The 13,928-nt window shown below is 37.6% G+C and carries 9 protein-coding genes and 1 pseudogene; all 10 read left to right on the forward strand.

Annotation, left to right across the window (positions count from 1 at the left end):
- Positions 1-5: 5 nt before the first annotated feature.
- The 10 genes and pseudogenes from ACFINC_RS08630 to ACFINC_RS08675 all read left to right on the forward strand — a co-directional run bounded on the left by ACFINC_RS08630 (position 6) and on the right by ACFINC_RS08675 (position 13,196).
- Positions 6-1,583: an ABC transporter substrate-binding protein gene (locus ACFINC_RS08630; protein ID WP_375616945.1), complete on the forward strand. Its 1,578-nt coding sequence runs from the start codon at positions 6-8 to the stop codon at positions 1,581-1,583.
- A gap of 460 nt (positions 1,584-2,043) precedes the next feature.
- Entirely contained in the window at positions 2,044-3,474 is a 1,431-nt protein-coding gene (gene xseA / locus ACFINC_RS08635; protein WP_375616938.1) for an exodeoxyribonuclease VII large subunit, read from the forward strand.
- Between the two features lie 179 nt (positions 3,475-3,653).
- Positions 3,654-3,883: pseudogene (locus ACFINC_RS08640) on the forward strand (Arm DNA-binding domain-containing protein); the annotation flags it as partial.
- An 8-nt stretch (positions 3,884-3,891) separates the two neighbouring features.
- Positions 3,892-4,482 carry a DNA-3-methyladenine glycosylase I gene (locus ACFINC_RS08645; RefSeq protein WP_375615367.1) on the forward strand — a complete coding sequence of 197 codons (591 nt, stop codon included), beginning with the start codon at positions 3,892-3,894 and terminating at the stop codon, positions 4,480-4,482.
- A gap of 1,354 nt (positions 4,483-5,836) precedes the next feature.
- Positions 5,837-7,462, forward strand: coding sequence for an ABC transporter substrate-binding protein (locus tag ACFINC_RS08650; RefSeq protein WP_375616939.1), 1,626 nt, complete (start codon positions 5,837-5,839; stop codon positions 7,460-7,462).
- Between the two features lie 374 nt (positions 7,463-7,836).
- Positions 7,837-9,438 carry an ABC transporter substrate-binding protein gene (locus tag ACFINC_RS08655; protein WP_375616940.1) on the forward strand — a complete coding sequence of 534 codons (1,602 nt, stop codon included), beginning with the start codon at positions 7,837-7,839 and terminating at the stop codon, positions 9,436-9,438.
- A gap of 106 nt (positions 9,439-9,544) precedes the next feature.
- Complete coding sequence (locus ACFINC_RS08660) at positions 9,545-10,618, forward strand: ABC transporter permease (RefSeq protein WP_375616941.1); 1,074 nt, start codon at positions 9,545-9,547, stop codon at positions 10,616-10,618.
- 2 nt (positions 10,619-10,620) lie between these two features.
- Positions 10,621-11,550 carry an ABC transporter permease gene (locus tag ACFINC_RS08665; protein WP_375616942.1) on the forward strand — a complete coding sequence of 310 codons (930 nt, stop codon included), beginning with the start codon at positions 10,621-10,623 and terminating at the stop codon, positions 11,548-11,550.
- Positions 11,543-12,427: an ABC transporter ATP-binding protein gene (locus ACFINC_RS08670; protein ID WP_375616943.1), complete on the forward strand. Its 885-nt coding sequence runs from the start codon at positions 11,543-11,545 to the stop codon at positions 12,425-12,427. The genes ACFINC_RS08665 and ACFINC_RS08670 overlap by 8 nt, the downstream gene beginning before the upstream one ends.
- Positions 12,414-13,196 carry an ABC transporter ATP-binding protein gene (locus ACFINC_RS08675; RefSeq protein ID WP_375616944.1) on the forward strand — a complete coding sequence of 261 codons (783 nt, stop codon included), beginning with the start codon at positions 12,414-12,416 and terminating at the stop codon, positions 13,194-13,196. The genes ACFINC_RS08670 and ACFINC_RS08675 overlap by 14 nt, the downstream gene beginning before the upstream one ends.
- Positions 13,197-13,928 lie beyond the last annotated feature (732 nt).

Genomic DNA, 13,928 nt, shown 5'->3' on the forward strand with positions numbered 1-13,928 from the left:
CTTTTATAGCACTGGGGATGGTTGTACAACAGGTTCCAGCAAAAACACCCGCTGATACTCTTGTGATGGGTTGGAATCTCGATTCAATTAGTACATTTGATCCAGCGCAAATCAATGATCGTTATGGGAATGAAGTTCTTGTCAATGTTTGTGATAATTTAGTTGACCCCGCTAAAGATAATGCAGCTAAAGTTATTCCTTCTTTGGCCAAAAGCTGGGATGTTTTAAGTGATGATCAGAAAACGGTGATCACTTTTCATTTGCGTGATGGTTTGAAGTTCAACGATGGTCGTTCTGCTAATGCTTATGATCTTGTTTGGAGCATGAAGCGGGTTGTTAAATTGAAGATGGCTACTGCGGCGACATTTAATGAATATGGTATTACAGAACAAAATGTTGATGAGGCTTTTCAAGCACCGGATGAGAAAACGGTGGTGATGAAATTTGATAAACCTTATCCAGCAGAGCTTATCCTTAGCCATTTTGCCACTAGTCGTACTCTTGCCTTGTTGGATCGTGAGACAATTATGAAACATGAACAAGATGGTGATCTGGGAAATCGGTATTTGGCGAGCCATTCTGCCTGTGTTGGTCCTTATCAGATAAGTAGCTGGCGTCCTGGAGAAGCCATTTTGTTGCGTGCAAGCTCCAATTATTGGGGTGAGGCACCTAAATTGAATAAGATTTTAATTCGCCATGTTGCGGAGCCTGGAACGCAACGTTTATTGTTGCAAAAACACGATATCGATGTTGCACGTAATTTGTTGCCAGAGGATTTAGCAGATCTCCAAGCTACAACGGATATTAAAGTTGCAAGAGTATTAGAGCCGTCCGTAATCATATGGGGATTTAATGTGACGAATCCAATTTTTGCTAATGAAAAAGTGCGTTTGGCGATGCATTATCTTATTGACTATGAAGGACTCGGTAAGACGCTTCTTAAAGATGTTGGTGTTCCACGGGCAAGCTTTATTCCTCTTGGTAATCTTGGAGCTTTAGACGAAAAAGAAGGACAACCCTTTAAACTTGATCTGCAAAAAGCAAAGCAGCTGTTAACTGAGGCTGGTTACCCAGATGGTTTTGAGGCCAATATTTTTGCAGGGGCATCTCCTTATCCTTTTGCTTTGCCTATTGCTCAGTCTCTCCAAGATAATGCAAAAAAAGTGGGAGTGCGCTTTAAAATTGAACGTTTTGTGGGGACGCAATTATTTTCAAAACTCTCTGCACGTGCTTTTGATACGATTTTTTTCGGATGGAATAATGACTCTGCTGATCCTCATACAATGGCTTCTCGTCTTATTTACAATCCGGATAATCGGTTTGAGGCAAAAAATACCGCCTATCCTAGTTGGTGCCATGGGTATTTGGATGAAACGATGAATCAAAAGGTTCAGGATGCTTTATTTGAAAAAGATCCACAAAAACGGGCGCAAATGTATGCTGATTTGCAACGTGAATTTATGCAGAAAGGACCCTATGCTTTTATTTATCAGACGTATCACACGATAGCGATGACACCGGATGTCAAAAAATGGGTTTGGAATAGTGCTCCACGTATTTTTTATAGTGCAATTGAAAAATAAGTGGATTTTAATGCTGTAAAATACAACAAGAATGAAATCATGATAACTTCAGCGTTTTGTATGGGGGTAAAAATTTTGCAAAACGTTGAAGCTTATCGGTAACGCATTGATATGTTGTGTATAGAATGTAATTTCAAGATACGCTATTTAAAGAGCTCTTTTATCCTATTACGCCATAAAACACTGTTGTTTAGAGCGGTGATATAAAGCATGAAAAGCTTTACATATTAAGTGTTTTTAGATACCGTGATCAGTACAGGGCAGGGTTTGGGCTGTCGCGCCTATGCAGTGAACCGCATGAGTGGTCAGAAAGTGGAACTTGCCCCGTGAGAAGCTAGTCCGGTGGACTGGTAGAAATCTCCATCCTTTGAGATGTTGGGAGGAGGTTAATTTCATTAAAATTAAAAATGTGTTTGTGTGAATGTTAAGACTTAATATTTCAATTTCCGTGAATTGAAAAATGGCAAATTTATTTGATGAAAAAATAAGTACAACGAATGTTGCGGAATTTACTGTTTCCGAAATAGCAGGGGCTTTAAAGCGTGTTGTTGAGGAGAAGTTTGGTTATGTACGGGTACGTGGGGAGATATCAGGTTACCGTGGTGCTCATGCTTCAGGACATGCTTATTTTGCTTTAAAAGATGATAAGGCGCGGTTGGAAGCTGTTATTTGGCGTGGAGTGATGGAAAAGCTCAAATTTCCTCCTGAAGAAGGGATGGAAGTGGTAGCTGTTGGTAAACTTACGACGTATCCAGGATCATCAAAATATCAAATTGTCATTGAAGCTCTTGAACCAACAGGGGTTGGTGCTTTGATGACACTTCTTGAAAATCGTAAAAAAAAGTTTTTAGAAGAAGGCTTATTTGATGAAGCAAAGAAAAAAACTTTGCCTTATATGCCTCGAATTATAGGCGTTGTAACATCACCAACAGGTGCTGTTATTCGTGATATTATTCACCGTATATCCGATCGTTTTCCGTTGCATATTTTGGTTTGGCCTGTACGTGTTCAGGGGGAAACAAGTGGGAGGGAAGTCGCTGCTGCTGTTGAAGGTTTTAATGCGTTGCCTTTAGGAGGCGTTGTTCCTAAGCCTGATCTTCTTATTGTTGCGCGGGGAGGGGGAAGTTTAGAAGATTTGTGGGGATTTAATGACGAAGCCGTTGTTCGTGCTGTTTATAACTCTTCTCTTCCTGTTATTTCTGCTGTTGGGCATGAAACGGATTGGACCTTGATTGATTATGTGGCTGATTGGCGCGCTCCAACTCCCACAGCCGCAGCAGAGCGGGCTGTTCCTGTTAAGCTTGATCTCGAGGTGCTAGTGGCATCGCTTGGTGCACGTTTGCGCATGGGACTTGCGCGTTATTTTGATTTTTATCGACAAAAACTGCGTGCTACTCTACGCGCTCTTCCGACTGCCGATCAACTTTTTGCTCTACCACGGCGAGGTTTTGATGAAATTTCAAGTCGTTTGCAGCGTGCTCTTTGTGTAAGCTATGATAAAAAACGTTTTTCTTTTCATGCACTTGGTGTGCGTCTTTCACCGCGTTTACTTAATACTGAAAAAGCAGAACACAATACGAAGGAATATACTGCACGTCTTCAGCGTGCTTTTGTGCGCAATGTTGAAAAACAACGGGCTGGGTTAGAGGTAGCCTCTAGGCTTTTAAGAAGCACTTCGTATCAGAATATTTTGGAGCGCGGCTTTGTTTTGGCTTTGGGGAAAGAGAATAAGCCCATCAAACGGTTGGTGCAGTTTCCTGAAACGGGGCAAATAAATTTACGTTTTTTTGATGGTGATATCAGTGTTGCAACACAAGAGCCTGTTTCGGCTAAACGTTCAAAACACAAGCAAATAAAATCGTCTAGCGATGATCAAGGAACCCTCTTTTGAATACAACAACATATTGATTTATATTAGCTAATTTAGCACTATTCATATTGAATTAGAGCTCCGAATAACGTATGATTTTCTCATTGCAAATATGTGTATCTTGAATCAATCAAAACCACTTGCTTGCACATTACAAGTGGGGGCCCCATGAGGGAAAACTGTACAAGAAAGGACTAAAAATGGCTCTTATGAACCGTTTTAATGCAAGGTCTGTTGCAACATTGGGGGCTGGCAAATATAATGATGGTGCTGGCTTGCTTCTTCACAAACGTAAAGATGGGGGCGCTCAATGGTTTTATCGTTATACCATTCATGATCGACGCTGTGAAATGGGAGTGGGTGCTCTTTGAGAGATGTTTTTTTTAAACGAGCCCGTGAATGTGCAACTGGGTGGCGTTCTGTTTTACGGTGAGTGCTATGCTTGCGGAAGGTCTTCTTAAGGGAGTGGATGGAAAAATTCGTTGCGCATGGGCCGGAACTGATCCACTTTATTGTGCTTATCATGATAATGAATGGGGAAAGCCTGTTGTAGAGGATATTTGTTTGTTTGAAAAAATTTGTCTTGAAGGTTTCCAAGCTGGACTTTCTTGGTTGACAATTTTAAAAAAACGCTCTTCTTTTCGCATTGCATTTGATCATTTTGACTTTGAAAAAATTGCTCATTATGATGAGTTAAAGGTGCAAATGTTGATGCAGAACAAAGATATTGTTCGCCATCAAGGAAAAATTCGATCAGTACTTAATAATGCACTTAGAGCACAAGAAATTATAACAGAGTGGGGGAGCTTGACCCACTATTTTTGGTCTTTTCAGCCACCACAATCAGAACATTATGAAAAGATAGACTTTCAAACACTGTCGGCTCATCCCATAACACCTGCTTCTCTTCGTCTTTCTCAAGATTTAAAGAAACGTGGCTGGACATTTATTGGTCCAACGATTTGTTATGCTTTTATGCAGTCCGTAGGGATTGTCAATGATCATCTTGAAGGATGTTTTTGTCGATAAATTGGTAAAGTCGCGTTCGTGAAAGCAATGATCAATAGGCTAATAATTGAATTGTTTAATAAATGTACAGATTATGCACTCCACTGTATAAGATAATTGAAATATACAAACTTATACAAGATTGATGATTTTTTACGGTTGTTGGCAATCAAAACGACAAAGTGATAATTTTGAGGATGAAAAAACAGATGCAAAAAGAAGAGATATCCGAATTGTCATGTGTTTCGAGTAAGATAATGGTGATGTCTTGTCTGTTCAAAGATTAATTGTCGTAAGACCATTGTTGGATATGATGAATATTTGTTGTTTTCTCTTAAAACAGTGGGGATCAGGTCAGATTTATACAAGACCTTGATTTATAATGATAATTAACTGTTTTTGTATGTTGAATGAGAGATATGAATAATGTAAGATTCTCTCATTTCAAATCTGTTTATCTTGAAGCAATCAAAATCATTTGCTTGCACGTTACAAGCGGGGGGCATATGGATAAAAACTGTACAAAAAAGGACTAAAAATGGCTCTTAAGATGGTTCATAAGAGCCATTTTTATCTTCGTTAACTCCATAGACGTTATAATAAGTAATGAATATTTTATTCATGTTTGTTAATGAATGCAAAGTCATCTTTAGATGTGGTACTGTTGTTGCATTGTTATATTTTGCTTGGGTTGTATGATTGTTAGTTTATTTGTGTGATGGTCGCTTGCTCAATACTTGCCTAAGCAATATAAAACAAAATGCAGTTAGGAAAAATTGAAATTAAGTGACTCAAGCTGCTTGTGTTAGATTTTATTATCTGATAACTTTTTTCCATTAGAGAGTAATTTTGCTGTGTGTGAGTTCCAGTTTGGGGGGATGTTTAAGCTCAGACAGATTTATATCCACTAGGTTGCTGAGTTGTATCTCTGTATTTTGCTGTTTCAGGGGCGGTTTGATCTGTAGTAAAGATGCGTCGTATTTTGAAATTGAGTGTTTGAGGAGAATGACGGTTTTGAAAATTTGCATGTTTTAATACACCCTAAAGAAATAAAACAGTGAGTTTATAAATCTTTAAGCAATGATTTTTTTAAACTTACCGTTTTTTGGGGGGATTACAGGGCTTATCATTTTGATAATTTATTTGGGGGGTGACATAGCGTATTGTTGTGTGCAAAGAGATCATATGAAAAGTATATGATACTAGTTAGTAAAACATATATTGCATGTTCGCTATGGTTTGATTAAGATTCAAGTCAATGAATTTATAAAGTTGATGACTTTGTATAAGCAATTAGAATGTATTTGTTCAATTTTTATAATTATGAACTTGCCATTGAGCATCATTCATTGATAAAAAATAAAGGGGAAAGTTTATGAACTTAAAGAAAAAAATATTAAAGAATAGCAGCTCTCTTATTTCTGCTTTTATAGCACTGGGGATGGTTGCACAACAGGTTTCAGCAAAAACTCCCGCAGATACCCTTGTGATGGCTTGGAATATTGATGCAATTAGTACATTTGATCCCGCACAACTTAGTGATGTTTATGGAAGTGAAATTATTCACAATGTTTGTGATAACTTGATCGATACCGCAACGGATGATCCTGCTAAAATGGTTCCGGCATTAGCAACACATTGGGATGTTTCAGGGGATGATCACAGTACGGTGATTACTTTTCATTTGCGTGATGGTTTGAAGTTTAATGATGGGCGATCAGCCAATGCCAATGATCTTCTTTGGAGTATGAAGCGGATTGTTAAATTAAAGATGACCAATGCGACAATTTTTAATGAATATGGAATTACAGAGCAAAATGTTGATGATGCTTTAAAAGCCCCTGATGGAAAAACAGTGGTGATGAGATTTGATAAGCCTTATCCAGCAGAGCTTATCCTTAATAATATTGTTGCAAGTCCGGCAACAGTTTTGCTCGATCGTAAGACAATTATGAAACACGAAAAAGATGGTGATCTGGGAAATCAGTATTTGAAGAGTCATGTTTCTTGTGTTGGTCCTTATCAGTTAAGCAGTTGGCGCCCTAGAGAAGCTCTTTTGTTACGTGCAAGCTCCCACTACTGGGGACAAGCCCCGAAACTAAAGCAGATTCTCATTCGTCATGTTGTGGAGTCAGGTACACAACGTTTGTTGTTGCAAAAGCACGATATTGATGTTGCCCGTAATTTGGCTCCTGAAGATCTTGCAGATCTGCAAAAAACAACAGATATTAAAATCGAAAAAGTGTTAGATCCAACCATGATGTATTGGGGATTTAATACGACAAATCCCATTTTTGCTAAGGAAAAAGTACGCTTGGCGATGCGTTATCTTATCGACTATGAAGGTCTTGGCAAGAATCTTCTCAAAGGGATTGGTGTTCCACGGGCAAGTTTTATTCCTCTTGGTAACTTTGGGGCTCTGGATGAAAAAGAAGGACAACCCTTTAGATTTGATGTTGCAAAAGCCAAGCAGCTTTTAGCAGAGGCCGGTTATCCGAATGGATTTGAGGCAAATTTTCTTGTCTTAAATGCTCCTTATACTTTGTTACTTGCTCAGTCACTTCAAGATAGTGCTGCACAGGCAGGGGTGCGTCTTAAAATTGAACGTGTGGCAGGTACACAGTTGTTTTCAAAAGTGAATGCACGGGCTTTTGATACGGCTTTTATCGGATGGAATAACGATTCTGCGGACCCTCATACAATGGCTTCACGTCTTGTTTATAATCCTGATAATCGGTTTGAGGCAAAAAATACCGCCTATCCTAGTTGGAAGCATGGATATTTTGATGCCGAGATGAATCAAAAAGTTGAAGAGGCATTGTTTCAAAAAGATCCGCAAAAACGGGCGCAACTTTATGCTGATTTACAACGTGAACTTATGCAAAAAGGGCCTTATGCGTTTATTTATCAGCAATATAGTGCTATAGCGATGACAACTGATGTCAAAAAATGGGTTTGGAATAGTGCGCCGCGTATTTTTTATAATAAAATTGAAAAATAAGTGTGTCTTTAAATGTTGTCAAAGATAAACAGTGCTTAATCATAATTGCATGATGAGAATATTTTCTCACATAAAAGTCTTTCAGTTTTTTTAAGGATGAAATTGTGAGAAATGTTTATGCAATATATGATTGATGTCGTTTATAGGAAGGGGTGAATATGAGAAGTTATATTGGGGAGGTTCTTTGTTTATCTTTATAGATTCTCTGTATTCCGAATATAGATTGATGGATAAGAGAATTACTTTATAGATGCTTGGTTCGATTAAATGAAGTTGATGTTTGATGCCATGCTGTTTAAAAAAACAAAATCATAATCACTTTGTGTGAAAAGATACAAGAGTACAATAGGAAGAGATAAAATGGAAAAAAAAGAATGTTGAAAAAAATTTCTATTTTATTAAGCACACTCGTTTTCTTGAATGGGGCTGTAACATCAGCATTTAGTGCCTCATCTAAAGATATATTGGTGATGGCATGGAATATTGATTCAATTAGTAGTTTTGATCCAGCGCAAACTGTTGAGGTTGTGACGAGTGAATTATTGACGAATATTTGTAGCGCGTTAGTGCAATATGATGAGCATGATCCCACAAAAATTCGCCCTGCTATGGCACAGTCTTGGGACGTTTTAGATAATGGAAAAAGAATAGTTTTTCATCTTCGTGATGATTTGAAGTTTGATGATGGGAGGACGGCGACGGCGCAAGATCTGGTGTGGTCGATGCGGAGGATTATTAAATTAGGATTAAGCTATGCTCAATCTTTAATGGATTATGGGTTTACCAAAAAAAATGTTGAAACAAATATTCAGGCTCTTGATGATAAAACTTTACAATTAAAATTCGATAAATCCTATCCTATTCAACTTATATTGACTGTTATTGGACAATCTTATGCTTCTGCTTTGCTTGATCGGAAAACAATTGAAGCGCAGAGTCTTAACGGTGATATGGGGAATAAATATTTAGCAACACATTCTGCTTGTGTTGGGCCTTATAAATTGGTGAACTGGTCTCCAGCGGATAAAGTTGTGTTAGAGGCTACACAGCATTATTGGGGTGAAGTGCCTAAAATTAAGAAGATTGTTGTGCAGCATGTAGCGGATTCATCAAGTCAAAGACTTCTGTTGGAAAAAGGTGATGTGGATATTGTACGTGATCTTTCTTCAGAGGATATTTTAGATCTTGAAAAAAAGGGTGGTCGGATCAAAATTAGCCGTGTTTTGCGCCCGCAGATTATTTATCTATCGTTAAATAACAAAAATGCAATTTTAGCAAACGAAAAGGTTAGGTTGGCACTTCGTTATTTGGTTGATTATGAAGGTCTTGGAAAAACTGTTTTGAAGGGGATTGCTATTCCCCGAGCAACTTATATGTCCTTGGGTGTTCCAGGTGCTTTAGATGAAAAAGAAGGATTGCCTTTTAAGTTGGATTTGAAAAAAGCAAAACAGTTGATTACTGAGGCTGGCTATCCTAATGGTTTTAAAGCTAATCTTTTAGTTGGAAGCCTTAGTTATATGTCATCTGTTGCACAGTCTATTCAAGCCAATGCACGCAAAATTGGTGTTGAGCTGACAATTGAAAAAATGGCACAAAATCAATTGTTAAGTCGTGTACGGGGTGGAAATTATGATACTGCACTTATGGGGTGGGGGAGTGCTGATCCTGATGGACATCCTGCTTCATTAAATCATGTATTTAATCCTGATCCAACATTTACAAAAAAGCACAATATGTATTTGGCTTGGCGCGCTGGATATTATGATGAAAATATTAATAAAATGGTGATGCATGCTTTATTTGAGAAAGATCCCAATAAGCGTATTATGCAATATCGTACTTTACAGCATTATGTGCTAGAGCATGGTCCTATGGTTTATTTGTTTCAGACATATTATACCGTTGGTATAGGACCTGATGTCAAAAAATGGGTTTGGAATAGTTACAGACTTTACTACAATGAAGCAGAAAAATAAGCATGTTGTAGAGAAAGATGGTAGAACATGTTTAATAAGAGATTATTTCGTTATATGAAAAAAAGTATTCGCTTTATATTTTATCGCTACAGAGGGGATTTTTATAATGATTTTGCCACTTTCAGAGACTGAAAGAGCTGTATCAGAAAAGCAAAAAAAATTGTTTTTATGGAATTTTTTGTTCAAGGGATTTAAACTTCTTATTTCAGTTATTATCACATTGTTTGGGTTGGTGACGATTACTTTTTTTCTTGGTCATCTTCTTCCTCTAGATCCCGTTTTGTCTATTCTTGGTGATAATATCAGTCAGGAGGCTTATGATACAATGTATTATAAGCTGGGTCTTGATAAGCCGTTGATTGTCCAATATTGGAAGTATCTTCATAATGTATTTTTATTTGACTTTGGAGATGCTTTAACTTCTGGGCGTCCTGTTTTAACTGATATTATGCGCGTATTTCCTGCAACATTAGAGCTTGCAACCGTTGCTATTGTTATTGGCACATGTCTTGGGATTCCATTTGGTGTTTTTGCAGCAATGTATCGCGATTCATTTATTGATTATGTTGTCCGTGTTTTTACACTTGTAAGTTATTCTACCCCGACATTTTGGCTTGGTTTAATGGCGTTGTTAATATTTTACGCCAAGCTTGGCTGGGTTGGTGGTCCAGGACGTATTGATTTTCTTTATGAATATTCTTTTGAACCTAAAACAGGATTTTTTCTTTGGGATACAGCGAGCCAAGGACAATGGGAGGCTTTTGGTAATGTCTTTAGTCACATTATTATGCCTGCTTTGATCTTAGCATTCGGTGCTATGGCTTATATTAGCCGTATGACTCGTGGGTTTATGATTGAGCAACTCAATCAGGAATATATTATTACTGCCCGTGTAAAGGGGTTATCTTGGGCGCGAACGGTTTGGGGGCATGCCTTTAGGAATGCTGCTGTTCAGGTTATTACCGTTGTGGCGCTATCTTATGCTTTTTTATTAGAAGGGGCTGTTTTGACAGAGACAGTTTTTGCTTGGCCTGGTTTTGGACATTACTTGACAAATGCTCTTTTAGCCGGAGATATGAATGCAGTTGTAGGATGTACTTTACTTGTAGGATTTATCTTTGTCGCCATTAATTTATTTTCTGATTTGCTTTATCGCATTTTTGATCCAAGGACACGTTGAATATGACAGTAAGTAATCATCATAAATCGCAATCATCATCTTCTTTGAAAAATTGGTTAAATGACCCTATTCCACGGTCCATAATTCAAGCGAACATACAAAGAATTTATCACGCATTGGTTAAGTTTTTTCATAACTTTTCGGCTGTATTCGGTTTGCTTATTATTTGTATTATTATCATATGTGCATTTTTTGCTCCTTGGATTGCTACCCATGATTTTCTTAGCAATGATCTGGGGCATCGGTTGCAGCCACCTTCTATGGAGCATTATTTTGGGACGGATGAATTAGGACGTGACATTTTTAGTCGTCTTGTTTTTGGTTCCCGTATTACTCTTTATGTTGTTTTTCTCACAACAATTATTGTAGGTCCAATAGGGCTTATCGTTGGAACTGTATCTGGTTATATGGGAGGATGGGTTGATACTGTGCTCATGCGTATTGTCGATATTTTTCTTGCTTTTCCAGGTTTGATTTTAGCTCTTGCATTTTCAGCCGCATTGGGCCCTGGGATCGAAAATGCCTCTATTGCAATTTCAATTGCAGCATGGCCGCCAATCGCACGTTTAGCACGTGCTGAAACTTTAATGATACGTTCTTCTGCTTATGTTTCTGTTGTTCGCTTGCAGGGGGCTTCTGCTTGGCAGATTATTTTGTTTCATATTGCACCTATGTGTATTCCTTCAGTAATTGTACGATTAACTTTAGATATGTCTGGAATTATTTTAACAGCTGCTGGTCTTGGATTTTTGGGGTTGGGAGCCCAACTTCCAAGTCCTGAATGGGGGGCGATGCTTTCCTCAGGGCGGGAGTTTATGATGACAAATTGGTGGTTAGCAGCAATACCAGGCTGTGCAATATTATTTGCAAGTCTTGCTTTCAACCTTTTAGGTGATGGTCTTCGAGATGTATTGGATCCACGCAATGGGTAATAAATTATTAGAAGTAGAAGATTTACGTATTTCTTTTCCTACAGCGCGCGGCATTTCAGAAGTTGTACGCGGTGTTAGTTTTTCTGTCGGCAAAGAAAAAATTGGAATTGTTGGTGAATCCGGATCTGGAAAATCGATGACTGGGCGCGCAATACTAAGGTTGAGTCCAAAATCAGCAATTGTTAAAGCTAAAAAAATGCGCTTCGATGATGTTGATTTATTGACTGCAAGTGAACCTCAGATGCGAAAAATCCGAGGTAAGCGTATTTCAATGATTTTACAGGACCCCAAATATTCACTTAATCCTTTAATACGGATTGGCGAGCAGATTATGGAGGCTTACCGTATTCATTACCGCGTTTCAAAAGGAGAAGCGCGGGAGCAGACTATATCTATGTTAGAATCTGTTCATATTCGTGATCCTGAACATGTGATGCGATTATTTCCTCATGAAATATCAGGGGGAATGGGGCAGCGTGTGATGATTGCGATGATGCTTATTCCAAAACCTGATTTAATTATTGCCGATGAGCCAACATCTGCGCTTGATATTACAGTAAGACGACAAGTTTTATCCGTATTAGATGAACTGGTAACAAAGTCCGGAACGGGACTTATTTTCATTAGTCATGATTTGAATATGATTGCTGATTTTTGTGATCGTATTTTGGTAATGTATGCAGGCCGCGTGTTAGAAGAGTTGCCAGCTTCTGATTTGTCTCATGCTTGTCATCCTTATACCAAGGCTTTGCTCGCGAGTTTGCCACGGCTTGATAATCCTGTTGATGTTTTGGCTGTTCCTGAGCGTGATCCTGATTGGTTGTGTAATCCTACGATTGTTAATGGTGTTGAGGAGGTTCCCCATGACAAATTGTGAGAATATTATTGATGTTTCTAATTTATCTGTAACTTTTGGTCATAGGCATAAAGCAGTAACAGTTGTTAAAAATGTTAATTTTCATATTAAGCGTGGTGAAGCTTATGGTTTAATTGGTGAATCTGGATGTGGAAAATCAACTATTTTGAATACATTGGTAGGGCTTATTCACGATTATAGCGGAGAGTTCCTTTTTGCTGGACAAGAAGTCGAAAAAAAACGAAGTAAAGATTTTTTACGCTGTATTCAAATGGTTTTTCAAGATCCTTATGCTTCGCTTCATCCAAGAAAAATGGTTCATAAGGTTCTTTCTGAATCTCTTAAAATCCATGGTATGGATAATCAAAAGGAGCGGGTAGAGGATGCTTTAGATTCTGTTGGTTTAGATTCTTCATTTCTTTATCGTTATCCTCATGAGTTGTCTGGGGGGCAGCGTCAGCGTATTGCTCTTGCACGTGCTTTAATTATTGAGCCAGAGGTTTTGTTGCTTGATGAGCCAACATCTGCATTGGATGTGTCGGTACAGGCTGAAATTTTAAACCTGTTGAAATCGTTGCGAGAAAGAAAAAAACTTACTTATTTGATGGTATCCCATGATCTTGCTGTTGTTGCACATATTTGTGAACGTGTTGGGATTATGCATAAAGGGATTATTCTTGAAGAGCTTAGCAATGATGAATTGCGTAATCTACATGCGCAACATGATTATACAAAGGAGTTCTTTGAAGCAAGTATAGAGCCTATTGTCCATAGAGAGCAAAGAGTATGATCGATTTTCCAAAATAGAAAATACATTTTTCTATTTTGGGTTTTGAGAAGTATTTAGTATCTTGGTTGTAATAGAGAGTTTTTGTATTTTTTATAGTATGAAATCTTATCGATATAATTTATTGAGAGAAATTTTAGCTCTCATATTTTTCACTTTATCAGGCATACAACATCATGAGTCATATAGATGATTCATAACACGCATTGTGTATTTGTTGTACAGTTTGTTGATTATAAATTTATGTTTAGAAGTTTTCATTGTAGAAGAGCATTAAGCTTGTAAAAAATAATAGGTGATTAATAATGCTATGTGTTCTAGGAAAATTTATTCTTTAGAGTATAGTTTAATTTTTATTGTTTTTGATTTGTTTATTTTTTTACAGTGTTAGCTCTTATTTATCAAAAAATGCTAAGTTTTATTCTTTAAAAGAGAAAAGCTATTATAAAAAATTTTCAATGGTACACGAGAATGATTCAACTATTTTGTTGTTTTTTCTTTTTAAGAAGAGGTTTTTTGAAAGCAAAACAGATTTTATAAATAGAAAAGGCAGTATACTATACTGCCTTTTTTGTTAATGCATAGAAAAGAAATACGCTGTTTTGACAGTTTTGTTTTAAAACTGATAGCGTACGCCACCTGAAAAGCTTGCACCACTTATACCAGTTTTCTGAAGCTTTTGTTGATAACTTACATCACCATGAAGGGAGAAATTGTGAGACAGTTGCGCATTGA

It is taken from the genome of Bartonella sp. AP58NXGY, assembly GCF_042195785.1.
In the GTDB taxonomy this organism is placed as follows: Bacteria; Pseudomonadota; Alphaproteobacteria; order Rhizobiales; family Rhizobiaceae; genus Bartonella.

What these genes read in the sequence shown, in the direction of transcription:
- ACFINC_RS08665 (WP_375616942.1), top strand. Translation starts at nt 10,621, where the DNA reads ATGACAGTAAGTAATCATCATAAATCGCAATCATCATCTTCTTTGAAA.
- ACFINC_RS08645 (WP_375615367.1), top strand. Translation starts at nt 3,892, where the DNA reads ATGCTTGCGGAAGGTCTTCTTAAGGGAGTGGATGGAAAAATTCGTTGC.
- ACFINC_RS08660 (WP_375616941.1), top strand. Translation starts at nt 9,545, where the DNA reads ATGATTTTGCCACTTTCAGAGACTGAAAGAGCTGTATCAGAAAAGCAA.
- ACFINC_RS08655 (WP_375616940.1), top strand. Translation starts at nt 7,837, where the DNA reads ATGTTGAAAAAAATTTCTATTTTATTAAGCACACTCGTTTTCTTGAAT.
- ACFINC_RS08650 (WP_375616939.1), top strand. Translation starts at nt 5,837, where the DNA reads ATGAACTTAAAGAAAAAAATATTAAAGAATAGCAGCTCTCTTATTTCT.
- ACFINC_RS08670 (WP_375616943.1), top strand. Translation starts at nt 11,543, where the DNA reads ATGGGTAATAAATTATTAGAAGTAGAAGATTTACGTATTTCTTTTCCT.
- xseA (WP_375616938.1), top strand. Translation starts at nt 2,044, where the DNA reads ATGGCAAATTTATTTGATGAAAAAATAAGTACAACGAATGTTGCGGAA.
- ACFINC_RS08675 (WP_375616944.1), top strand. Translation starts at nt 12,414, where the DNA reads ATGACAAATTGTGAGAATATTATTGATGTTTCTAATTTATCTGTAACT.